The organism is Chitinophaga deserti, from assembly GCF_003149455.1.
Taxonomy (GTDB): Bacteria; Bacteroidota; Bacteroidia; order Chitinophagales; family Chitinophagaceae; genus Chitinophaga; species Chitinophaga deserti.
In genome coordinates this window covers 650,793-673,419 of sequence record NZ_QFFK01000002.1, presented here as the reverse complement: position 1 = coordinate 673,419, position 22,627 = coordinate 650,793, and the positions used below count along the sequence as shown (strand labels likewise).

The following is a 22,627-nucleotide window of genomic DNA, read 5'->3' as shown; positions in this document are numbered from 1 at the left end:
TTTTTGCTGGATATTCAATGGATTTGTTCAAAAAAGATTTTCAGCTAAAAATATGAGTGAAGAATTAGTGCAAGCACCTCCTGCTAACAATAATTACGGCGCCGATAACATTCAGGTATTGGAAGGGCTGGAAGCCGTGCGTAAGCGCCCGGCGATGTACATTGGCGACATTGGCGTCAAGGGTTTGCATCACCTTGTATATGAGGTGGTTGACAACTCCATCGACGAAGCCCTCGCCGGTTACTGCAAGAACATTGATGTAACAATCTGTGAAGACAACTCCATCCGCGTGAAGGATGACGGCCGTGGCATCCCCACGGGCATGCACCAGAAAGAAAAGCGTTCTGCGCTTGAAGTGGTGATGACCGTACTGCACGCCGGTGGTAAGTTCGATAAAAACACCTATAAAGTATCCGGCGGTTTGCACGGTGTGGGCGTATCCTGCGTAAACGCACTGAGCGATCCCCTGCATGTTACCGTTCACCGCGAAGGCAAGATCTTCGAACAGCAATACAGAATGGGGCACCCCCAGTATACTGTCCGTGAGATCGGCGAGAGCGATATCACCGGTACCATCGTTCACTTTAAGCCCGATGCCACCATCTTCACTGAAACGGTATATAACCGCGAAACCCTCGCAGGCCGTCTCCGTGAACTGGCTTTCCTCAACCGCCGCATCCGTATCACACTGAACGATGAGCGCGAGAAAGACGAGAATGGCAACATCTTCAGCGAAACCTTCTTCAGCGAAGGCGGTATCGTTGAATTCGTACAGCTGATCGATAAGAACGGCCGCCGTAACCCGCTGCTGCCCTCTCCTATCTATATCGAAACGCACGATGCAAACTCTAACGTTGCCGTAGAAGTAGCCCTGCTCTACAACGATTCGTTCAACGAGCATATCTTCTCTTACGTAAACAATATCAATACTATCGAAGGCGGTACCCACGTGGCCGGCTTCCGCAGGGCTATCACCCGCGTGTTCAAATCGTATGGCGATAAGAACAAGCTGTTCGAGAAATCCAAAGTGGAAGTTACGGGCGACGACTTCCGGGAAGGCCTCACCTGCATCGTGAGCGTAAAAGTTCCCGAACCGCAGTTTGAAGGACAAACCAAGACGAAGCTGGGTAACTCCGACGTAATGGGTATTGTGGACAGTGCCGTTGCTAACGTACTGGACGCCTACCTCGAAGAGCATCCGAAAGAAGCCAAGCAGATCATCAACAAGGTGGTTCTGGCAGCCCAGGCGCGTGAAGCAGCCCGGAAAGCCCGCCAGATGGTTCAGCGTAAAAGCGTAATGACCGGCAGCGGCCTCCCCGGTAAACTGGCAGACTGCTCCGATAACGATCCCAAGAAATGTGAGCTGTTCCTTGTCGAAGGAGACTCCGCGGGTGGTACTGCCAAACAGGGCCGTAACCGTAACTTCCAGGCTATCCTGCCCCTCCGCGGTAAAATCCTCAACGTGGAAAAAGCACTTGAGCATAAAATCTACGAGAACGAAGAGATCAAGAATATCTTTACCGCCCTCGGCGTAACTATCGGAACGCCCGAAGACGATAAAGCCCTTAACCTCTCCAAACTCCGCTACCACAAGCTGATCATCATGACGGATGCTGACGTGGACGGTAGCCACATCGCCACCCTTATCCTCACTTTCGTATTCCGCTATATGCGCGAAATGGTGGAGCAGGGTTATGTTTACCTCGCCCAGCCCCCGCTGTACCAGGTAAAGAAAGGCAAGGAGTTCCAGTATGCCTGGAACGACGAACAGCGCAAAGCTGCCGTTACCCGCCTCGCAGGCGGTGGTAAAGAAGACAGTGTTACCATCCAGCGCTATAAAGGTCTTGGTGAGATGAACGCAGAGCAGCTCTGGGATACTACCATGGATCCGGATGTGCGTACGCTGAAACAAGTGTCTATCGACAACATGTTTGAAGCCGACCGTGTTTTCACCATGCTCATGGGCGATGAAGTTCCCCCGCGCCGCGAATTCATTGAATCGCACGCTAAATACGCTAAGATCGACGCTTAATAAGCTCGGAAAGAATACATTACAGCAAAGGCCGTTTCCGCTAAACAGGGAAACGGCCTTTCTTTTTTCCTGCCCTTCTCCCCCATCCCCAAACTTTATTTATAATTAATTTTTATAATTTGTATTTGCTGCGTATATTGCACCCGCTAGCAACACCTGTACCTTTAGAATCGTATACCTATGAAAATCGCAAGCATTCTGCCGGCCCTTGGCCTGGCGGCAGCCATGTGCCTGACCGCATGCAAGAAGAAAGATATTTTCGAGGACAACCGCAGCCAGGGTTACCTGTCCATGAAAATCGACGGGCAGGAGCTCGCAGTATCCAAACAGCTGACCGGCAGTTTGTACGACACCGCCAACGATATTATGAGCCATCTCATTGTGAGCGGGATGACGACAGACAACCAGTTCCTCACCGTCAACGTTTCCTTCCTTAATAAAGAGCTGAAGCCCGGCACTTACCGCCTGAACGATTTCGGCTATAATACTATTGGCTGGATTCAGCGCCTGAGCGACGGCCTGGGTTATGCTGCCGACGATACCGGCCTGGGCGCCAGCGCCACCATCATCATAGAATCTGTAAGCGAAACCAAAGCCAAAGGCACTTTTTCAGGTGTAATGATCCATGATGTGGATGCTGATAAGAAAAAGACCGTGACAGAAGGAAAGTTCGAAGTAACGGTGCTGAAACACACGAAATAGAATTGAAAAACCATCGCAACATAAGTCCGTCCTATTTATCCCAACTTACCTGACTTCGGCTAAAGGCCGCGAGTAGCAAAATAGACTGAAAAGACAGTTAAAACGACAGTAGAAATTAGACAGCGTCATACGCCTTTTGGCGTTATGTGACCTACCATCAAGACAATGAAAAAGGGCTACCGGTGATACCGGCAGCCCTTTTTTCGTTTGCGTTGTGATTAGTTATTTAATACCGAATACGGCACGCACTTCCGCACGGATCTTGATGGTCTTGAAATCGATATCGGAATCGGGAGCACCACCTGCAGCATCATAAGCTACGGCTTTACGGGCCATCATGTTCGCCATTTCAGGGCGTACATCGCTGTACTGATCAGTGTTAAACTCCTGGATTTCGATTACGCCACCCAGCTTCTCGTCAATAGCAGCTACCATGTATTCCGCTTTGGCTTTAGCAGCCTTCAGTGCGGCGATCTTCACCTGCTTGCGGTATTCTTCCATTTTGCTGCTGCTGAAAGATGCTACGTTAGCACTTTCGATACCTTCTTCATCCACAGCTGCGAGGATGCTGTTGATCTTGTCCAGACGGGCCAGTTTCAAACGGTATTGTTTGCGGGCCATGAAGTCAGGCGCATCTTTCTTCTTTTTCCACCATTGCTCGTAGTTGTAACCAAATACGTTGGCGATAGTGAAATCTGCTTTCGGGATGCCTGCAGCTTCAACAGCTTTCTGCAGCTTCTGTTCCAGTTCGGAGATCGATACCTTCTGCGTTTTATTTTTCATGTATTCGCGCAGGGTGATGTTAAAGTAGATCTCATCAGGCGTGATTTCCAGTTCGGCACTGCCGTTTACTTCAATCTTCTTTACCGGAGGCTTGTTGTCGGTAGTTTGTGCAAAGGAAGTTGCTGTCATAACAAGGGCCATTAAAAGTACGGTTAATCTTTTCATTGCTTTCAGTTTTAAATTCACCAGCAGGATGCAGGGAATGGATGTGTTTCCATATGCGATCGCCGGCTTTAACTTTTCTTTAATTTTTAGTCAGGTAAAATGTTTGTGTCAGCCGGTGTAACGATTAAAACAAATATATGTTACAAATGTTAATTGCGGGCGTCGGTCATTTTCCGGAGGAAGTCGTGCAGTTTGGTCATGGAGTCGATCCGATCCACAATCAGCATAAAGTTTTTACCTACCTGCTTCAGCCGTGCATTGTTGGTACGCGTCTGTATATAATGCAGGATGTGCTGGAATGTGGGCGATTCAAAATAGGGGCTGTCGGGGTTATTAATAAAATAACAGCGGAGGGTCTCCTCTTTCAGGATCATCTTCTCAAAACCTAATGCAATGGCCATCCAACGGCAGCGGATGGTGGTATACAGGTCTTCTACGGGAGCTGGTGCTTCACCAAAACGGTCTTGCAGTCCGGCAGCAAACTCCTGTAGCCTGGATTCCTGTGTGATATTATCCAGCTCCTGGTAGAGGTTCAGTCTTTCCTGAATGCTTTCAATATATGTATCGGGGATAAGAATTTCCAGATCTGTATCGATGGTACAGTCCGATACATAATCTTTCTTCTCTTCCAGCTGATCTTTGAAGAGATCCTTAAAGTCGGTCTGCTTCAGTTCGCGGATAGCTTCGTCAAGGATCTTCTGATACATGTCGAACCCAATCTCCGCTACAAAGCCACTTTGTTCACCTCCCAGCAGGTTACCCGCGCCACGGATATCGAGGTCGCGCATCGCTATCTGGAAGCCACTGCCCAGCTCGCTGTGCTGCTCGAGTGTTTGTAAACGCTTGCGACTGTCGGACGGCAGGGTGCTCATAGGAGGTGCCAGCAGGTAACAGAATGCTTTCTTATTGCTTCTGCCCACACGCCCACGCAGCTGATGCAGATCGCTCAGGCCAAAGTGATGGGCGTTGTTGATGATAATGGTATTGGCATTTGAAATGTCGACCCCGCTTTCCACGATATTGGTACACACCAGTACGTCGTACTTGCGGTCGATGAAATCGAGGATCACTTCTTCGAGCTTATGCCCTTCGAGCTGGCCATGTGCAGTGGCAATGCTCAGATCCGGACACAGCTCCTGTATAAGGCCCGCCATTTCACGGAGACCGTTAATACGGTTATGAATGAAATATACCTGGCCGCCACGTTCGGTTTCGTAGTAAATAGCGTCGCGGATCTGCTCCTTGTCGAACACCATTACTTCCGTTTCGATGGGCTGCCGGTTAGGCGGCGGTGTGTTGATGATGGAAAGATCGCGTGCCCCCATGAGTGAGAACTGCAGGGTACGCGGGATAGGCGTTGCCGTGAGGGTAAGCGTATCCACGTTCACCTTCATCAGCTTCAGCTTTTCCTTGGCAGTTACGCCAAACTTCTGCTCTTCATCGATCACCATTACGCCAAGGTCTTTGAACTTCACTTCCTTACCCAGCAGGGCGTGCGTACCGATGATGATATCGATCTTCCCTTCCGCCAGCTTCTGCAACGTTTCCTTTTTCTGTTTGGCAGATTTAAAACGGTTGATGTAATCTACGGTACATGGGAAGTCTTTCAACCGGTCCGAGAATGTTTTCCAGTGCTGGAAAGCGAGGATAGTAGTGGGTACCAGCACAGCGGCCTGTTTGCCATCCACCACGGTTTTGAAAGCAGCGCGTACGGCCACTTCGGTTTTACCAAAGCCCACGTCGCCACATACGAGGCGGTCCATCGGTGAGGGGGATTCCATATCCCGCTTCACGTCTGAAGTGGCTTTAGACTGATCCGGCGTGTCTTCATAAATGAAAGACGCTTCGAGCTCTGTTTGCAGATAGGTATCCGGCGTATGCTGGAAGCCTTCCTGTGCTTTACGTGCGGCGTAGAGCTTAATGAGATCTTTGGCGATATCCTTCACTTCGGTTTTCGCCTTCTCTTTCAGCTTCTCCCACGCATCGCTGCCGAGCTTATTCACTTTGGGCGTAACGCCTTCTTTGCCGGTGTATTTGCTGATCTTATGCAGTGAGTTGATGTTCACATACAGCAGATCATTGTTTTTGTAGATGATACGGATCGCTTCCTGCATCTTCCCTGCCACCTCTATTTTCTGCAGGCCGCTATACACGCCCACGCCATGATCGATGTGGGTCACGAAGTCGCCAGACTGCAGTTCCTGTAAGGTTTTGAGGGTGATGGCCTTGTTCTTGTTGTAGGCCTGCTTCACTTTGTATTTGTGAAAGCGCTGGAAGATCTGGTGATCGGTATAGCAGGCGATTTTCAGTCCTGTATCCACAAATCCTGCACTGATGGGTACGGGGATGGGATAGAAGAGGAAATCGGCTTTCAGGTCTTCGAAGATGCTACGGAGCCTTTCCAGCTGCCGCGGGTTTTCCGCGAAAATGAACAATGCAGTTTTAGCGGCGTTCTGTGCAGACAGGTCTTTTATCAGCAGATCGAACTGGCGGTTAAATACCGGCTGCTCTATGGTTTTGAAAGAGATCTCTTCCACACCCGCCGGCACCTGCTCAAAATTGAAATGTGCCCCGGTCACAATACAGTGGCGGTGCAGCAGCTGGTTCATGAGCACATCCGCCTTTTCAACATCTTCTTCCTTCAGCTGAATGGCAGTATCGTCGGATACATCTGTGGCGCGGCCGGTTTGCAGCCAGTCGTCGTACCGCTGTTCCATTTGCCCGATCACGCCCTGTACATACGCCGGATCTTTGATCCATACGATGGTGTTTGCCGGGAGGAATTCGGGCAGCGACATTTTCTCAACTGCGGTGGCCCTGGTATCCATATTGGCGATGAGGGTCACCTGCATGAGCTTGCGCTCGGAAAGCTGTGTTTCGGGATCGAAGAGCCGGATAGAATCCACCTCATCACCAAACAGCTCAAAGCGGTAAGGCTTATCGTTCCCGAAGGAATATATATCAAGGATACCGCCGCGTACGGCGTATTGCCCTGGTTCGTATACGAAATCGGAATGTTCGAAACCCCACTCCACCAGTTTGGCAAGGAGGTCGTCTACTTTAAGGTTCTCTCCCACTTTTACAGACACCATGTTGGTGTTGTATGCCGTGTTACCCGCCACTTTTTCGAAGAGTGCTTCGGGGTAGGTAACCATCACTTTACGGTGTGTTTGCGGCCCGGTGAGCTTCATGAGGGCCTCGGTACGCAGCATACTATGGCTGCTGTTGTATTCGGAGAACACGCCTGTTTTCTTGAAAGAGTCGGGGAAGTAGAAGATATCCAGCGCCTGGGAAAGATGTTCCAGGTCGTTATGGAAATAAGCGGCTTCTTCCTTGTCGTTCAGGATAAAGAGATGATTGGCGTCGGAGTTGTTGCGGAGGGCGGTGGCTACGAAGGCAGCGGCGCTTCCGGTGAGGCCGGTGAGGTGAAAATACCGGGGAGCAGGCATAAGAATCCCGTCCGCCAGTGATTTCAGGCGGGGGTCTTTCTCAAATAATTGTAATACTCCCTGCAAATTCATGAAGGATGCAAAGATAAGGCATTTTCAACTTCTATACCGGCCTGGTATAATGGCCGTTTCCCCGGAGGAGGCTATTGACATCCTGCTGCCATACTCTATCGATCCTCCATCCATGTCCAGCAATAGCAAGGGTTTGATATAGGTTGGATGGAGGATGGAAGAAGGTTGGATGGAGGATTACAGGAGAAAGACCCGGGTTTCCCGGAAAAAGCGTAATTTATGGGTATTGGCTTTACTCATCTTACATAAATACTTCATGCATGCTCGAACAATGGTATACAGGCGTGGTAACGAAGATTGTGAATGAGACGGATAATACGAGGCGGTACTGGATTCACATCCCCGAAAAGGAAGCATTTCATTTCAAAGCCGGCCAGTTTGTAACGCTGGACCTGCCCATCCACGAAAAGAAGAACAAGCGCTGGCGGAGCTATTCCATCGCCTCCCACCCAAACGGTTCGTCGGAGATAGAGCTGGTGATTGTACTGCTGGAAGGCGGGGCAGGCACCACATATATCTTTAACGAGATTAAGGAAGGCAGCGAGCTGATCCTCCGCGGCCCCCTGGGCAACTTCGTACTCCCTGAAGCCCCCGACCGCGATCTGTTCCTTATCTGTACCGGCACGGGCATCGCCCCCTTCCGCTCTATGGCGAAGTTCCTGCACAAGAACCAGATCGCACATCCGGACATACACCTGATCTACGGCTCCCGGTACGAGAAAGACATTCTGTACAAAGACGAAATGCGCGCCCTTGCCGCCGAGATGCCCGGCTTCCACTACCACCCCACCCTTTCACGGGAAGATAGTCCGGATTGGACGGGCCATCGTGGCTATGTTCACCAGGTATATGAAGAACTCCTGGCCGACCGCCGACCCGCACACTTTTTCCTTTGCGGCTGGAAGGTGATGATCGACGAGGCAAAGCAGCGCATCCAGGCCATGGGCTACGACCGTCACGACATACACCTCGAACTGTACGGCTGATTATTATCGCAGGAACGGTTTGATTATCGCAATAACAGGAGGCTGTCTCAGTTTTGAGACGGCCTTTTTTTTATTTGTACCCTTCCACTATCCAAAGGGTTTGGTCAGGCTTAAAGAAGGGATAAAGCATACTTAAAGAAGGGTTAATGTAGGTATAATGTATATCAACAGCCTATAAACGCTCTCCCATACAGGGTTTCATATTGTTTACCCCAGGAAACATATACATAGGATATACACCCTTTAACACTTTGTTATGGGTACTTTAACCTTTTATCTAATGCCGCTCTTGCCCGTGATAACCCGGGATGATGTCATAAAATAGGCCGGAAGGAGGTAGAAGTGCCTGGTTTTAGGGGAATAGGGCATAAAAAAAGCGCCTCGCGGGAGGCGCTTCGTTATCTTGATCCGAGTATTTTAGCTCATGATTGCTTTCATTACGATATTCTTCACTTCACTCATGGGTACACGCTCCTGCTCCATGGTATCACGGTAGCGGATGGTTACGGTCCCGTCTTCTTTGGTCTGGTGATCGATGGTAACGCAGAACGGTGTACCAATCGCATCCTGACGACGGTAGCGTTTGCCGATAGCGTCTTTCTCCTCGTAGAAGCTGTAGAAGTTCATTTTACATTCTGCCATCAGCTCTTTCGCAATTTCGGGCAAACCATCTTTCTTGGTCAGCGGGAAAATGGCCAGTTTGATGGGAGCCAGTTTAGCGGGGAACTTCAGTACCACGCGGGAATCCTGTTTCTCAGGTGTGCTCAGGTCCTGCTCTTCGTATGCTTCGGAAAGCACCATGAAGCAGCAACGGTCCAGGCCGATGGAGGTTTCGATTACGTAAGGAACGTAGTTCTGGTTGATCTCCGGATCGAAGTACTGGAGCTTTTTACCAGAGAATTTCTGGTGCTGGCTCAGGTCAAAGTCGGTACGGCTGTGGATACCTTCCACCTCTTTGAAACCAATGGGGAAGTTATATTCAATATCCACCGCAGCATCGGCATAGTGGGCCAGCTTGGCGTGGTCGTGGAACTGGAGGTGTTCTGTTTTCAGGCCGAGGCTCTTATGCCATTTCATACGTTCTTCCTTCCAGTAAGCGTACCATTCCTGCTGGGTGCCGGGGCGGATGAAGAACTGCATCTCCATCTGCTCAAACTCACGCATACGGAACACGAACTGGCGTGCCACGATCTCGTTACGGAATGCTTTACCTACCTGCGCAATACCAAACGGGATCTTCATACGGCCCGTTTTCTGTACGTTCAGGAAGTTTACGAATATACCCTGTGCAGTTTCCGGACGGAGATAAACTTTGTTATCGCCTTCGTTCTCTGCAGCCACAGCGCCGAATTCGGTAGAGAACATGAGGTTGAACTGACGGATATCGGTCCAGTTAACGGTACCACTCACCGAGCAGGCGATCTTCTTTTCTTCGATGAAAGATTTCAGGCCTGCGTAATCGTTCTCCTTCAAATAATTCTCCATGGCAGCAATTACGGCATCTTTCTCTGCTTCAGGCAGTGTATCTGCATAACCTTCGATCAGGTGATCTACACGGTAGCGTTTCTTGCTGTCTTTATTATCGATCATCGGGTCACTGAAGTTATCGACGTGCCCGGAAGCTTTCCAAACTGTGGGGTGCATGAAAATGGCCGCATCTATGCCCACGATGTTCTCGTGCATCTGCGTCATGCTGCGCCACCAGTAGTCGCGCACATTCTTTTTCAGCTCGGCACCGTACTGACCATAGTCGTACACCGCGCTCAGCCCGTCATAAATCTCGCTGGACGGGAAAATGAAACCGTATTCCTTACAGTGCGAAATGATCGCCTGGAACTTGTTCTGATCTGTAGCCATAGTCGCGCAAAGATAAAATCCTATTTTGAAACAACGTATTGTATTAAAAATTCATGCTTTAGCCCCGGAGTTTCTCATTATCCTGGTGCCGCTGGGCATCCCGCACCGTTTTCTTCTCAAAGTTCTTCTCCAGCGCTGCCGTGAGGTCGGTACCGGTCTGGTTAGCGAGGCAGAGAATTACCCAGAGCACATCGGCCAGTTCATCCGGCAGGTTCTTATCGCGGTCTGAGGGCTTGAACGACTGGTCGCCATACTGGCGGGCAATGATCCGGGCCACTTCCCCCACCTCTTCAGTGAGGATGGCCATATTGGTGAGCTCGGAAAAATAGCGGACGCCGGTGGTATTGATCCATTGGTCTACCCGCTGCTGCGCTTCCTGGATGGTCATTTATTCGCGGTTTTTAGTGTCTATAATGATGGTAACGGGCCCGTCGTTCAGGAGAGACACCTGCATGTCTGCCCCGAAGGTACCGGTACCGATGCTTTTCCCCAGGTCGGCCTCCAGCCTTGCAATGGTGCTTTCGTACAGCGGGATGGCCGTATCGGGCTTACTGGCGCGGAGGTAGCTGGGGCGGTTGCCTTTTTTAGTGGAGGCATGGAGGGTAAACTGGGAGATGAGGAGTACTTCTCCCCCGGTTTCCAGTACGCTGCGGTTCATCACCCCGTTCTCATCATTGAAGATGCGGAGGTTGGCTATTTTGGCACTCAGCCAGGCAATATCTTCCGCCGTATCGGCGTCTTCGATACCCAGTAGTACAAGCAGGCCGCCGCCGATGGCGGATTTAACCTGCCCGCCGATCGTTACATCGGCCCGGGTCACCCTTTGAATCACAGCTCTCATAAAATATACAGTGGAAGGATTTACATTTGCGGTTAAAGATAAGGAATGTGTTATGCTTGACGTGACTCAGGAAATAAAATTCAAAACGGCCCGCAGTGGCGGGAAGGGCGGCCAGAACGTGAATAAGGTGGAAACGATGGTGGAAGGATATTTCAACATCGCGGAATCTGACCTGCTCACGGATGAGCAGAAGGCTTTGCTGTTGCAGAACCTTGGCGGCAAGCTGAATGCCGACGGGCTGCTGCAGGTGAAATCGCAAACGGAACGCTCGCAGCTGGGTAATAAAGGGGAAGTGATCCGGAAGATGAACGCCTTGCTGGAAAAGGGCCTCTTTGTACCGAAGCAGCGTAAAAAGGTGAAGCCTACCAAAGCCATGAAAGAAAAGCGTCTTCAGTTCAAGAAGCGACTCAGCGAGAAGAAACAAAACCGCCGCCCGGGATCGGGGGGCGACTATTGATACGATTATTTATATTGGATTAAAACCGACGAATGGGAAATATCAAGAAACTGGCAGGAGCAACGATCTGGTATGGCATACCTACCATCCTACACCGATTCCTGGGCTTCATCCTCCAGCTTTTCCTCACCAGCGTGTTCCCGGCCGATAAGTTCGGCGAAGTGGGCCAGCTGTATGCCTTTATCCCTTTCTGCAACGTTATTTTCACCTACGGGCTGGAAACCAGTTATTTCCGGTTTACGCAATCTGTCGATAAAGACCGGTTATATAATACCCTGAGTGTTTCCATGATCGTGAGCACGATCCTGTTTTCAGGTGTGCTGCTGATTGGTTCTCCCGTACTGGCAGATGGTTTGGGCTTCCCCGGCCGCAGTCACCTCGTGATGCTGGCCACGGGCGTCCTCTTCTTCGATACCCTCACCACTATTCCTTTCGCCCGGCTGCGGCAGGAAGGCAGGCCCCGTAAGTTCGCCGCTGTGAAGCTTGCCACCATCCTGGTGCAGATCGTGCTGACGGTGTTCCTCCTGAAATATGCGCCCAGGCTCCATGCGGCAGGATACCTTTCATGGTATAACCCAGACCTTGGCGTGGAGTATTTCGTGATCGCCAATATGATCGCCAGTGCCTGTTCGCTGCTGTTCCTTTCTAAAGAATACAGCGCTTTCCGCTGGAAGTTCGATAAAATGTTATGGAAAGAGGTGATCCTCTACAGCTGGCCGCTGGTAGCCATCGGTATCGGTGGGATGATCAACGAGATGCTGAGCCGCCTTATTTTCCCGCAGGTATACCCTGCTACCCGGGAGGTATCGATGAGTTTGCTGGGTATCTTCTCCGCTAACTACAAGCTGGCGGTGCTGGTTACCATCAGTATTACCGCATTCCGGATGGGTGCGGAGCCGTTCTTCTTCAACCAGAGTGGCCGTCAGGATGCGCAGCAAACCTATGCCCGGGTTATGAAGTACTTCACTATGTTCATGGGAGCCATCTTCCTCGTGGTGGCACTGTTCCAGGAAGTTTGGGTATGGTTCATCACCCGTGGGGCGGATAAGTCGTATGCCGAGGGTATTAATATCGTACCTGTGCTGGCCATGGCCACGGTGTTTCTGGGCATTTACTACAATCTTACCATCTGGTATAAACTAACCAACCGCAACCTCATGGGGGTGTGGATCACGCTGGGCGGGGCGCTGGTAACCATCATTCTGAATATCTGGTGGATTCCGCAGTTCAGCTATACCGGCTCTGCCTGGGCAACGTTTGCCTGCTATGGGTCTATGATGGCCGCGTCGTACCTGTTGGGGCAGAAGTATTACCCGGTGCCTTACGAGGTACCCCGCATTCTGGGATACCTCGCGCTGGCGGGGGTGATTTATGTTTTGCAGAACCTGCTGCGTGTGGAAGGATTCGGTTTCTGGCCCATCCAGATCGCCGGTGTGGCGGGGATGGGTGTATACCTGGCCGTTATAGCCTGGCCGGAAAGGAAAAATATTGCCCGGCTGCTGTTACGCAAGGCGGGTTGAGGGGTCTTCCGGCACAAAGGGGTTGTGTAACTTCTCGAACCCGATCGTAGTTTCGGGACCATGGCCTGAATACACGATGGTATCGTTTGGCAGTTTGTAGAGCTTTTCCCGGATACTACGAGCCAGTGTTTCAAAATTACCTCCGGGAAAGTCGGAACGGCCTACGCTCTGTTTAAATAACACGTCTCCCGCAATTACAAAGTTTTGTTTAGCGCAGTAGAAAGAAATGCTGCCGGGGGAATGGCCGGGGGTGAGGATCACTTCCAGCTCATCTTCTCCCAAAATCACCTTATCCCCTTCTTCGAGGTAGCCTGCCGGCTCGGGAGACGGCTCGAAGGGAATGTTGTACATCTGGCCAGATTGGGGCGCCCGGTCGAGCACCACCTGGTCTAAACGGTGTATTTCCGGGCCTTTACCAAACATTTTCTGTACCAGCCTGTTGCTGAATATATGGTCCAGATGGCAGTGCGTATTGAGCAACCGGGCTACAGTCAACCCATTGTCTTCCATGAACCTGATGAACTTTGCCCGCTCTTCTTCATAATAAAATCCCGGGTCTATAATGATACACTGCTTTTTTTCGTTAATTAGTACGTATGTATTCTCCTGAAAAGGATTAACCGTGAAGCACCTGATTTCAAACATTGTTGACGTTTTTTACTAATTTTAATTCGCAACACAATATTATCAATACTTTCCGTATGAACCGATTTATTACTAGGTCATTTATTCCATGCTTATTCTTCCTGCTGATAGGTTATGTTCACGTTCAGGCACAGACGAATACGGTGGAATTCGGGCAGAACCGGGTGCAATACAAGAACTTCAAGTGGCGGTTCTATACCACCCGGCACTTCAACACCTACTTCGCCCAGAATGGCCTGGAGCTCGGAAAGTATGTTGCCCAATGCGCGGAAAAGGAACTCCCCCAGCTGGAGGAATTCATGGAATTTACCTTTCGGCAGAAAGTGAATATTATTGTGTACAACAACTTTGCCGAGTTTAAACAATCCAACGTAGGGATAGGGGTAGACTGGCAGAACACAGGTGGTGTAACCAAGCTGGTAGGTAACAAGCTGCTGGTGTATTTCGATGGCGACCATGCCAACCTCCGCCGCCAGATCCGCCAGGGTATAGCCCGGGTAATGCTCGAAACCCTCCTTTTCGGTGAAGATATCGGCGAATTTGCCGGTAATGCCGTATTGATCGACTTCCCCAACTGGTTCACCGATGGCTTTATCGCCTACGCCGCCGAAAACTGGAATCCCCAGCTGGACGATCAGCTGAAATCCGTCCTCAACTCCGGCAGATATAACACCTTCAACCAGCTTACTTTCGATAAACCCCTCCTGGCCGGCCAGGCTTTCTGGTATTATGTGGAAAGCAAGTACGGGAAAGATGCCGTGCCTTACCTCATGTACATCACCCGTATCAACCGCGGTCTTAAAAAAGGATTCGAGCAGGTGCTGCATATGAAACCCAAAGCCGCTCAGGCCGACTTCATGATGTGGTTCAGGAAGCGCTACCAGGAAGACGGGCGCCGCCGCCGGCAGGTAACCCGTGGTACCGGGGTCATCTCCAAAGAACTGGGTAAAAGAGGCGAAAAGGATTACTACCGCTTCCAGGCCAACCCTAAAAACAGCATGGTAGCCCTCGTGGAATACAGCAAAGGCACCTATAAAGTGAAGATCAACCTCGGATGGACCACCCAAAAGGTGCTCCTGAAAAGCGGTGTTAAACAACTCACTTCCAAGCTGGATCCCAACTATCCCCTCCTCGCATGGAACCAGAAAGGTAACCGCCTGGCCGTAGTTTATGAATCAGAAGGCAAAACACGCCTCATGATTTACGACCTGATCTCGAAAATCACCATTAAGCAGGACCTTCCGATGTTTGAAAGGATCATCGACATGAAGTACTTCTTCGAGTTCGATAACTCGCTCCTGCTCTCCGCCGTACGTAATGGGCATACCGACATCTTTACCTACAGCATCACCAATGGTAAGGTAGACCAGATCACGAACGACGTTTGGGACGACCTCGACCCCTCCTTTGCCGCATTCCCCGGTAAAAGCGGGATCATCTATTCCTCCAACCGCCCTAGTCCCAAAGCCCGTACTTCCGACACCGTGATGCCGCATAACCGGTACAACATCTTTATGGTGGATAACTGGAACAAATCTTCCGAAAAGCAAATCTCGCAGCTTACCAACCTGCCCTATGGCAATGCACGGCTGCCCGTACAATATAACACCACTCACTTCACCTTCGTGAGCGATGCCAATGGTATCGCCAACCGCTACGCCGGTTTCTTCAGGGCTGAAAGAGCAGGGGTGGATTCTCTCTACTTCGTGGGTGCTGAAATACTTTACAACCCCGACAAGGAAGATCTCGACTCTGCATTGATGGATTATGGCGCCACGGCTCCTGATTCCATACAGGCCATTACCATCACCAACGACTCTACGTATGTGTTCCCCGTTACCAACTACTCGTTTGGTATCAAGGAATCGCGGATTGCGGGAGATCAGGGTATGGTATCTGAAGTGGTGCAGATCGGAGACTGGAAGCGCCTGTATAAGCTGAAAGTGGATACCAACACGCTGCGGAAACGCAATGTATCTGCCCGCCCCACCAACTTCAGGCTGCAGCAAATGCGCGATGACTCCTTACGCCTGGGGCTGCCCAGTTACTATGCGAAGCAGGATACTGCTGCCAAGCAGCCCAACTTCTTCCAGAACGAATTTGGTAACGAGCCTGTAGATACTTCCAAAGGAGAAGATGCACCGCTTTTGCTTGCAGAGAAGAAAGAACCGGGTATCCTGAAAAGTGCACGCCTGGGTAATTACCGCCTGAAGTTCAGCTCCGATTACCTGGTAACGCAGATCGATAACTCTGTGCTCATGAACCGCTACCAGCCTTACTTCGGCTGGCCGCAGGGGCCCATCCGCCTGCAGGATCCGGTGAATGGCCTCATCCGCCTGGGCATCAGCGACCTGATGGAAGACTTCAAGTTCAGCGGTGCATTCCGTATCCCCCTCGCCCTCGATGGTACGGAATACATGTTCTCGTTCTCTTACCTGAAGAAACGCTTCGACTATAAGCTGACGTACTACCGCAAGGTGGAAAAGGCGGCATTTGAGTTCCAGGATGGCAGCAGCCTTCCCATCAAGAACAAAACCAACATCTACCAGGCGGAAGTACGCTATCCGTTTGACCAGGTGCGCAGTCTTCGCCTCCAGGCCGGCCTCCGTACCGATGAGCTGGTAGTTCTTGCCAACGACGAAGCATCGCTGAAAGAAAAGAACTACAAGGAATCCGCCGTACTGGCGCGCCTGGAATATGTGCACGACAATGTGCTCAACCCCGCCATCAACATCTACAAAGGCACCCGCTACAAGGTGTATATGGATATGATTGCACAGGTGCAAAGCAACCGCAACACTCTCTTCGGCCAGGTTACGCCTAAAGGTAAATTCACTTACAACATGGGTATTGATGCCCGTCATTACGTGGAGATACACCGTAACTTCATCTGGGCTACCCGCTTTGCCGCTGACCTTTCGTGGGGCACCCGCAAGCTGATCTACTTCCTGGGTGGTGTAGACAACTGGATGATCAAGCCGGACATCTACGGCAACCGGGCTCCCAACCCCAACGAAAACTATGCATATCAGACGCTGGCTGTTAACATGCGTGGTTACAAACAGAATATCCGCAACGGTAATAACGTAATGCTGATCAATACGGAGCTTCGCCTGCCGGTGTTCACCACGTTTATTGACAAGCCGATCAACAGTGCATTCCTCCGCAACTTCCAGCTGATGACTTTCGTGGATCTTGGTACAGCCTGGAACGAGAAGCTGAAGTTTAAAGATGCCAACTACACCGAATACACGACTGCCGAAGGCGTGGTGATCCGTATCAAAGACGGATTCCTCGGGCCCTTCGTTGGTGGTTATGGATTTGGTGCGCGTACCACGGTACTGGGTTATTTCGCCCGCTTCGATGCAGGCTGGCCCATGACCGGGTTCTTCCGTGGCAAGCCACAGCTGACCTTCGCACTGGGGGTAGATTTCTAAAACATAAGAGATTACTATACACAAAAAAGCCGGCTGATGAAGCCGGCTTTTTTTATAGCATTTTAGGAAGGAAGATGCACCCTGCGGCAACCACTGCCGCGATGGCCGCAATAAGCACTGCACCGGCAGCCATATCCTTAATATTCTTAACGAGGGGGTGATGATCGGGGTGGAGAAGGTCCATCGATTTTTCGATGGCGGTATTGAGCAGTTCGGCCGTCCATACACTACCGGTGGCGATGACGAGTACGGCCCATTCGCCCGGGGAGCAGCGGAAGTAGCAGGCGGCTGCAATTACTGCCGCAGTGGCTGCGAGATGGATGCGGGCATTAGGTTCGCTGCGGAGGGCAGTGAAAATGCCGCGGAAGGCATGGCGGAAGCTGGAGGTAGTACCTGTTCTCCGGTTCATCACTGCGTAAATTTGATCATGGCTTCCAATGCGGCGAGGTGGCCCTTGAAGGCCTTTTCGCCCACTTTGGTGATGGAATAGGTGGTATTGGTTTTCCTGCCCACAAATCCCTTGTGAACTTTGATATACGCGTTTTCCTCTAGGGTAGACAGGTGGGAGGCCAGGTTACCATCAGTTACGTCCAGCATAGACTTCAGGTCGTTGAAACTGACTTCTTCATTGACCATCAGCATACTCATCACACCCAGCCGGATGCGGCTTTCAAACAGTTTATTCAGATGCTCGATCGGATTCATGCAAACAGGGGTTTATGCCGCTTCAGGAGCGCGTTCGTATTTCCACCACATGATGATGCCATATAAAATATGTACCAGTCCAAACCCGATGGCCCAGAACAGGAGTCCGAAGCCCAGCCAGAAAGTGGCGAGGATGCCAAGGAGGGTTTCAATGAAACCAACGTACCGTAGTTCGGGCATAGTGAATTTGCTGGCATTGATGAGGGCGAGGCCGTAGAACACCAGGCACGTAGGGGCGATCAGGTAGTAGATGCCGTTGTATATCATGCCGAGTATAAAGAGGCCGCCTGCCACCAGCGGTATGCCGAGGTGGATGATAACTTTACGCGCCGTGGGGTCCCAGATAGGGAGGCCCTGCTGACGGGCTTTACGCCAGGTAAAATAGCACCCTGTGGTAAGGGCGCACAGCAATACCGCCGCGGCGATGAGGATCAGTTTGAGCAGTATCCCCTCTTCCGTATACGTTTGGTCAGAAGCAGCAGGGTCGTAAACACCGCCGTCGAGAACTGATGACGCCCGGTAGGCCACCAAAGTACGCCAGGCAAACCAGGCGCCTATAAGGGCACTCAGCCCTGCACCTATACCTCCCAGTCCGCTGAGCGACATAAACCGGGTACTGCGCTCCATAATGCGCTTAATGTCTTTAAGGGTATCGAGATGTTGTTGCTCATTCATAGATAAAGCACTTTGTGCATCAAAGCTAGTCATATTTATGGAAAATGGGGCATGGAAGCCCTGTAAGAGAAATTTGGCATGTTATTGTATCATGGATAGGGGTAAGCCCGGGAACAGGCGTCTTTGAAAAGGGTATTGGTTTCCGTGGTTTCAGGAGTTTCCGGATAATGGGCTTTCGGAAGCATCTTTGTTATAAAACTGTCCCATTTAACAACAGTCCCATTAATTCGTCCGAAAATATCTAATTTGCCTCGCAAATGAACGGCTGGAAACGAACCATAGCTTTTGTAATTACGATCATCAGCTTCTTACCCATCCATGCGCAGCATAAAGTCAGGGGAATAGTAAAAGACGCGCACACCCAGGAACTGATCCCATTCGCCACACTCCAATTTGTGGGAACCAACACGGGCATGGTTACCGACGCCAATGGCGGTTTCCTCTTCGAACTTCCTTCCATCCCTTCAGACTCTTTGCTCGTTCGTGTAATGGGGTACCAGCGTACCGTTTTATTTGTCGATAAAAAACTGGCAGATCAAACGCTCAACTTCGAAATATCCCGTGGCGATGTTTCTCTCAAAACATATGAGATCAAAGCCAACGTTAACTTCGCCATCATTCTCCTTCGCAACATCATCCGCCGCAAACCGTTCAATAACTACGACCGCCTCGAAAGCTATAAATACGAAATCTATAATAAGCTGGAGCTCGACATCAAAAACCTCAACACCGTTAAGCTTTCCAAAAACCGCTTCACCAAACCGTTCTCCTTCATTCTCAAGAATATTGACAGTACTACCGAAAACCAGCCTTTCCTCCCCGTGTTCATTACGGAGAGCATTTCGGATTACTACTTCCAGCGCAATCCCAGGAAAACAAAGGAGATCATCAAAGCCTCCCGCACTTCGGGCCTCGATAATGAAAGCGTGACCAAGTTCCTCGGTGGCATGTATCAGAACATCAACGTGTACGACAACTACATTCCGGTATTCGATAAAAGCTTCGTAAGCCCTATCAGCTCCAGCGGCACCATCTTCTACAATTACCGCATCACCGATACACAGTACATCGCCAACCAGCGTTACATCCGCATGAACTTTGAGCCGCGCCGTAAAGGTGAAAACGCTTTCATCGGCGACCTCTGGGTGATGGACTCTACATTTGCCATTCAGAAAATGAGCATGTCTGTCCCGAACGATGCAAACATCAACTTCGTCCGTAAGATATCACTGGTGCAGGAGTTCAGGCAACTGGCAGACAGCAGCGGATGGTTCCTCGCGAAAGATAAATTCATCGTAGACTTCTGGACGCCCAGCCCCAAGCCTACTAAAACCATTGAGTTCATAGGCAGGAAAACCACTACTTACCAGGATCTCGTTTACAACGATACCGCCGTTACCAATCTGTTCTCAGAAAAGCGTTATCCGCAAAACATTGTGGTGGCCGATAGTGCAAGGGCACGCACCGATTCCTTCTGGAACGATCACCGGCATGAAGCGCTCAGCCATAATGAGCAGTCGATTTATAAAATGGTGGACACACTGCAGAAGATCCCTCTCTTCCAGAAGTATTCCAATACCATCCGCTTCCTTGCCACCGGTTATAAACCTTTCGGTCCGCTCGAATGGGGGCCGTACTGGTACCTCTTTTCCCAGAACCGGCTCGAGGGCTTCCGTACGCGCCTCGATCTTGGTACTACTCCCGACTTCCATAAAGACCTTTACCTGAATGGCTACCTGGCCTATGGTTTCGGAGACGATCGTTTTAAAGGCAAGCTATCCGCATTATACCTGCTGAACCGCCATCCGCGTATGTACGTTTACGGGTCCTTCATCCGCGACCTCGACAATGGTGCGAGCTATTACGATGAAGTGGGTACGGATAACATCTTTACACTGGCTATCCGCAAGCCCGGCGTACCGCAGAAGTTCATGCAGATAGAAGAAAAGCGTGCTGAGTTTTACAAAGAATATTACAGCGGCTTCTCCCATCATTTTGCGGTGGTTCACAAGCAGTATATGCCATACGACCCATTACCGGGCGGCAACATCTTCCCTCATTCCGGCGGTAAAACCGATCCGTATACCAACCTGGAGGTGTCTGTTAAACTGCGGTATGCATTCCGGGAAGAGTTCCTGGAGGGTAATTACTACCGCTTCAGCCTCGGCAGCAAATATCCCATTGTGGAGCTGAAATATGCATTGGGTGTGAAGGGTATCTGGAAGAGCAATTATTCCTATCACAAGGCTTCCGCCACTGTGTCTGACTACCTGAAGGTGGCACCGTTCGGACAGCTTTACTATAACTTCTTCGGCGGTAAAATTTTCAATGCCACGCTGCCTTATCCGCTGCTGGAGATACATCCCGGTAACGAGATTTACTATTACAACAAGTATGCGTTCAATATGATGAACCGATATGAGTTCATCAGCGATCAGTATGCGGGCTTTAACCTGGAGCATACCCTTGGCAGTGGTATATTCAATTACATTCCGCTGGTACGGAAGCTTAAATTCCGCCAGTTCTGGACAGCCAAAGGAGTGATAGGCCGCCTCAGTAATGAGAACCGCGCACTCAACTTACAGTCCGACTATCCCTTCAAAACCTTACAGGGCAACCCTTACATTGAAGTGGGTACCGGCGTGGAGAATATCCTCAAATTCATCCGCATCGATTTTGTGTGGAGAGTGGCACCCAAGCCGCTCCCGGAAGAGGTTAACAATAAGAAGTTCGGCATCTTCGGCAGCTTCCGTCTTCAGTTCTGATCATTTTTCTCTTTAAGCTCTGCAGCACGGCGTGCTGAGTTTTCGCGAAGGGGTGCCAGCATGGAACGCATGATGCGCATGTGTTCACTCATCAGCTGATCCATTTTGTGAACGGAATCGCGCAGGGAAATCATCATTTCCTTCATCAGCAGCTTGTCTTGCCGGAAATACGCCAGCACGTCCTGCAGATCTTTTTCCTGCAGGGCATGCTTCAGCTTCCGCTGGTGCTGTGGTGGCGGCGGCTCCTGGAACAGCTCTGAAAAATGTACGCCCAGTACATCTGCAATCTGCATCAACCGCTCAATCGTCAGCCGCTTCACTTCATTGCGTTCTATATTGCCATATGCAGTTGGGCCCATCTTCAGCTTTGCCGCCATGTATTCCTGCGTAAGGTTGCGGTACTCCCGCAAACGCCGGATCGTTCTGCCTAAATTCATTCTAAAGGGATTTTTCAAATCGTACAAGGTTAACAATGATTTCTGCAATATTAAGGTGCAGGGAAATACGCCGGTCAAAATCTCCGAAAAGCTGAGAAGTTCACTTCAAACTCCGAGAATATCCCGGAAATCCGAAGATTTGGGGGTACAAAAAAATGCGCCCTTTTTAGGCGCATACATTTTCAATTTTCAGTAAGGTAAACGTTCGTTACTGGAGGAACCGCCGGCCTATAAACCGGAATATGAGTGCTCCTGCAATAGCGCCTGCCGCATCTGCAGCGAGGTCCCACAGATCAAAGCTGCGGTTGGGAATGAGGTACTTCTGGATAAACTCTATTGCCAGTCCATACCCCGTTACCGCTAATACGATCAATGACAGCATCCGTGTGCTGATGGAACCTTTCTGCCGGTAATACCCGTACGCCAGCAGCAACACCATCCCTCCGAAAAGGAAAAAATGCGCCACCTTATCGATATGCAGCATATCCAGGAACCCGACGCTGGGCACCGCTTTTCCGGGAAGCGTGCATAAAAAAAGAATGAGGATGACCCATCCCATTGCGGGCAGATAATAGCGGATCATCCTCATGCTTCTTGTGTCTTTATGATTAGCAGACTGTAATTCAGGCATACAATTACTCTCCTACAAGCGCCTGGTATTGGTCTGCAGTGAGCAGGCCTTCTACATCGGCGGGATTGTTCACGGTGACAGTTACCATCCAACCGTCGCCGTAAGGATCGGAGTTAACCAGTTCAGGGCTGCTTTCCAGCTCAGGATTAACCTCACCGATTGTGCCGGCTACGGGCAGGAACAGGTCGGAAACGGTTTTCACGGCTTCTACCGTGCCAAAAACCTCTTCAGCACCCAGCGATTTACCGGTTGTGGCAATGTCCACAAACACGATATCGCCCAGTTCGCGCTGTGCAAATTCGGTGATACCGATTTTTGCACTGTTCCCTTCTAATAACACCCACTCGTGGTCTTTGGTGTAACGCAGATTCGACGGAAAATTCATGTCAAGTTTGATTTTGAGCGGTAAAAATAAAGATTACGTCCAGAATTATAAAAAGTTTGTCATTTTCAAAACGTTAAAATGAC

19 protein-coding genes are annotated in these 22,627 nt (G+C 50.4%); 7 read left to right on the top strand and 12 right to left on the bottom strand.

Features of this window, described 5'->3' with window-relative positions:
- The first annotated feature begins 52 nt into the window (after positions 1-52).
- Positions 53-2,032, top strand: a complete 1,980-nt coding sequence (gyrB, locus tag DEV76_RS06825) for a DNA topoisomerase (ATP-hydrolyzing) subunit B (protein ID WP_109696423.1) — start codon at positions 53-55, stop codon at positions 2,030-2,032.
- 180 nt (positions 2,033-2,212) lie between these two features.
- Entirely contained in the window at positions 2,213-2,734 is a 522-nt protein-coding gene (locus tag DEV76_RS06820; RefSeq protein WP_109696421.1) for a hypothetical protein, read from the top strand.
- A gap of 222 nt (positions 2,735-2,956) precedes the next feature.
- Here DEV76_RS06820 and DEV76_RS06815 read toward each other — a convergent pair whose 3' ends face one another.
- Positions 2,957-3,682 (bottom strand): SIMPL domain-containing protein, encoded by a 726-nt coding sequence (locus DEV76_RS06815; protein ID WP_109696419.1) that lies wholly within the window; start codon positions 3,680-3,682, stop codon positions 2,957-2,959.
- 149 nt (positions 3,683-3,831) lie between these two features.
- Positions 3,832-7,203: a transcription-repair coupling factor gene (gene mfd, locus DEV76_RS06810; protein WP_109696417.1), complete on the bottom strand. Its 3,372-nt coding sequence runs from the start codon at positions 7,201-7,203 to the stop codon at positions 3,832-3,834.
- A gap of 260 nt (positions 7,204-7,463) precedes the next feature.
- Between mfd and DEV76_RS06805 the strand changes: the two genes are divergently transcribed.
- Positions 7,464-8,189, top strand: a complete 726-nt coding sequence (locus DEV76_RS06805; protein ID WP_109696415.1) for a ferredoxin--NADP reductase — start codon at positions 7,464-7,466, stop codon at positions 8,187-8,189.
- A gap of 417 nt (positions 8,190-8,606) precedes the next feature.
- Here the strand turns inward: DEV76_RS06805 and DEV76_RS06800 are convergent, their stop codons facing one another.
- The 3 genes from DEV76_RS06800 to dtd are packed head-to-tail and all read right to left on the bottom strand — an operon-like array spanning position 8,607 to position 10,887.
- Positions 8,607-10,046: a glycine--tRNA ligase gene (locus DEV76_RS06800; RefSeq protein WP_109696413.1), complete on the bottom strand. Its 1,440-nt coding sequence runs from the start codon at positions 10,044-10,046 to the stop codon at positions 8,607-8,609.
- 58 nt (positions 10,047-10,104) lie between these two features.
- On the bottom strand, positions 10,105-10,434 hold the full coding sequence (locus DEV76_RS06795; protein WP_109696411.1) for a nucleotide pyrophosphohydrolase: 330 nt from the start codon (positions 10,432-10,434) through the stop codon (positions 10,105-10,107).
- The gene (gene dtd / locus DEV76_RS06790) at positions 10,435-10,887 is read right to left on the bottom strand and encodes a D-aminoacyl-tRNA deacylase (protein WP_109696409.1); all 453 of its coding nucleotides are present in this window, start codon (positions 10,885-10,887) and stop codon (positions 10,435-10,437) included. It abuts the gene before it with no gap.
- A 52-nt stretch (positions 10,888-10,939) separates the two neighbouring features.
- On the opposite strand from dtd, the gene arfB reads away from it, so the two are divergent.
- Both arfB and DEV76_RS06780 read left to right on the top strand, forming a co-directional pair.
- Positions 10,940-11,344, top strand: a complete 405-nt coding sequence (gene arfB, locus DEV76_RS06785; RefSeq protein WP_109696407.1) for an alternative ribosome rescue aminoacyl-tRNA hydrolase ArfB — start codon at positions 10,940-10,942, stop codon at positions 11,342-11,344.
- Positions 11,345-11,376: 32 nt separating this feature from the next.
- The gene (locus DEV76_RS06780; RefSeq protein ID WP_109696405.1) at positions 11,377-12,864 is read left to right on the top strand and encodes a lipopolysaccharide biosynthesis protein; all 1,488 of its coding nucleotides are present in this window, start codon (positions 11,377-11,379) and stop codon (positions 12,862-12,864) included.
- On the opposite strand, the gene DEV76_RS06775 is transcribed toward DEV76_RS06780, so the two are convergent.
- The gene (locus tag DEV76_RS06775) at positions 12,847-13,509 is read right to left on the bottom strand and encodes an MBL fold metallo-hydrolase (protein WP_109696403.1); all 663 of its coding nucleotides are present in this window, start codon (positions 13,507-13,509) and stop codon (positions 12,847-12,849) included. The genes DEV76_RS06780 and DEV76_RS06775 overlap by 18 nt on opposite strands.
- Positions 13,510-13,565: 56 nt before the next feature.
- Here DEV76_RS06775 and DEV76_RS06770 point away from each other — a divergent pair, with 56 nt between their 5' ends.
- Complete coding sequence (locus tag DEV76_RS06770; RefSeq protein WP_232826894.1) at positions 13,566-16,946, top strand: TolB-like translocation protein; 3,381 nt, start codon at positions 13,566-13,568, stop codon at positions 16,944-16,946.
- Positions 16,947-16,998: 52 nt separating this feature from the next.
- Here DEV76_RS06770 and DEV76_RS06765 read toward each other — a convergent pair whose 3' ends face one another.
- Genes DEV76_RS06765 through DEV76_RS06755 form a run of 3 tightly spaced genes read right to left on the bottom strand, consistent with a single transcriptional unit; the run spans position 16,999 to position 18,326 of the window.
- Positions 16,999-17,355, bottom strand: a complete 357-nt coding sequence (locus DEV76_RS06765) for a diacylglycerol kinase family protein (protein ID WP_109696401.1) — start codon at positions 17,353-17,355, stop codon at positions 16,999-17,001.
- A complete protein-coding gene (locus DEV76_RS06760) occupies positions 17,355-17,651 on the bottom strand; it encodes a winged helix-turn-helix domain-containing protein (protein ID WP_109696399.1) in 297 nt (98 codons plus the stop codon). The genes DEV76_RS06765 and DEV76_RS06760 overlap by 1 nt, the downstream gene beginning before the upstream one ends.
- A gap of 12 nt (positions 17,652-17,663) precedes the next feature.
- On the bottom strand, positions 17,664-18,326 hold the full coding sequence (locus DEV76_RS06755) for a hypothetical protein (RefSeq protein ID WP_109696396.1): 663 nt from the start codon (positions 18,324-18,326) through the stop codon (positions 17,664-17,666).
- A 257-nt stretch (positions 18,327-18,583) separates the two neighbouring features.
- Here DEV76_RS06755 and DEV76_RS06750 point away from each other — a divergent pair, with 257 nt between their 5' ends.
- Entirely contained in the window at positions 18,584-21,091 is a 2,508-nt protein-coding gene (locus DEV76_RS06750) for a DUF5686 family protein (protein ID WP_109696394.1), read from the top strand.
- Here DEV76_RS06750 and DEV76_RS06745 read toward each other — a convergent pair.
- From DEV76_RS06745 to gcvH, 3 genes are all read right to left on the bottom strand, one after another.
- Positions 21,082-21,528 carry a helix-turn-helix domain-containing protein gene (locus DEV76_RS06745; RefSeq protein WP_109696392.1) on the bottom strand — a complete coding sequence of 149 codons (447 nt, stop codon included), beginning with the start codon at positions 21,526-21,528 and terminating at the stop codon, positions 21,082-21,084. The two genes, DEV76_RS06750 and DEV76_RS06745, sit on opposite strands and share 10 nt — an antisense overlap.
- Before the next feature lie 208 nt (positions 21,529-21,736).
- Entirely contained in the window at positions 21,737-22,117 is a 381-nt protein-coding gene (locus DEV76_RS06740) for a VanZ family protein (RefSeq protein ID WP_157962756.1), read from the bottom strand.
- Between the two features lie 46 nt (positions 22,118-22,163).
- Entirely contained in the window at positions 22,164-22,544 is a 381-nt protein-coding gene (gcvH, locus tag DEV76_RS06735) for a glycine cleavage system protein GcvH (protein ID WP_109696388.1), read from the bottom strand.
- Positions 22,545-22,627: the final 83 nt, after the last annotated feature.

What these genes read in the sequence shown, in the direction of transcription:
- DEV76_RS06765 (WP_109696401.1), bottom strand. Translation starts at nt 17,355, where the DNA reads ATGAACCGGAGAACAGGTACTACCTCCAGCTTCCGCCATGCCTTCCGC.
- DEV76_RS06795 (WP_109696411.1), bottom strand. Translation starts at nt 10,434, where the DNA reads ATGACCATCCAGGAAGCGCAGCAGCGGGTAGACCAATGGATCAATACC.
- DEV76_RS06800 (WP_109696413.1), bottom strand. Translation starts at nt 10,046, where the DNA reads ATGGCTACAGATCAGAACAAGTTCCAGGCGATCATTTCGCACTGTAAG.
- DEV76_RS06760 (WP_109696399.1), bottom strand. Translation starts at nt 17,651, where the DNA reads ATGAATCCGATCGAGCATCTGAATAAACTGTTTGAAAGCCGCATCCGG.
- DEV76_RS06815 (WP_109696419.1), bottom strand. Translation starts at nt 3,682, where the DNA reads ATGAAAAGATTAACCGTACTTTTAATGGCCCTTGTTATGACAGCAACT.
- DEV76_RS06780 (WP_109696405.1), top strand. Translation starts at nt 11,377, where the DNA reads ATGGGAAATATCAAGAAACTGGCAGGAGCAACGATCTGGTATGGCATA.
- mfd (WP_109696417.1), bottom strand. Translation starts at nt 7,203, where the DNA reads ATGAATTTGCAGGGAGTATTACAATTATTTGAGAAAGACCCCCGCCTG.
- DEV76_RS06775 (WP_109696403.1), bottom strand. Translation starts at nt 13,509, where the DNA reads ATGTTTGAAATCAGGTGCTTCACGGTTAATCCTTTTCAGGAGAATACA.
- DEV76_RS06750 (WP_109696394.1), top strand. Translation starts at nt 18,584, where the DNA reads ATGAACGGCTGGAAACGAACCATAGCTTTTGTAATTACGATCATCAGC.
- gcvH (WP_109696388.1), bottom strand. Translation starts at nt 22,544, where the DNA reads ATGAATTTTCCGTCGAATCTGCGTTACACCAAAGACCACGAGTGGGTG.
- dtd (WP_109696409.1), bottom strand. Translation starts at nt 10,887, where the DNA reads ATGAGAGCTGTGATTCAAAGGGTGACCCGGGCCGATGTAACGATCGGC.
- gyrB (WP_109696423.1), top strand. Translation starts at nt 53, where the DNA reads ATGAGTGAAGAATTAGTGCAAGCACCTCCTGCTAACAATAATTACGGC.
- DEV76_RS06820 (WP_109696421.1), top strand. Translation starts at nt 2,213, where the DNA reads ATGAAAATCGCAAGCATTCTGCCGGCCCTTGGCCTGGCGGCAGCCATG.
- DEV76_RS06805 (WP_109696415.1), top strand. Translation starts at nt 7,464, where the DNA reads ATGCTCGAACAATGGTATACAGGCGTGGTAACGAAGATTGTGAATGAG.
- DEV76_RS06740 (WP_157962756.1), bottom strand. Translation starts at nt 22,117, where the DNA reads ATGAGGATGATCCGCTATTATCTGCCCGCAATGGGATGGGTCATCCTC.
- DEV76_RS06755 (WP_109696396.1), bottom strand. Translation starts at nt 18,326, where the DNA reads ATGAATGAGCAACAACATCTCGATACCCTTAAAGACATTAAGCGCATT.
- DEV76_RS06745 (WP_109696392.1), bottom strand. Translation starts at nt 21,528, where the DNA reads ATGAATTTAGGCAGAACGATCCGGCGTTTGCGGGAGTACCGCAACCTT.
- arfB (WP_109696407.1), top strand. Translation starts at nt 10,940, where the DNA reads ATGCTTGACGTGACTCAGGAAATAAAATTCAAAACGGCCCGCAGTGGC.
- DEV76_RS06770 (WP_232826894.1), top strand. Translation starts at nt 13,566, where the DNA reads ATGAACCGATTTATTACTAGGTCATTTATTCCATGCTTATTCTTCCTG.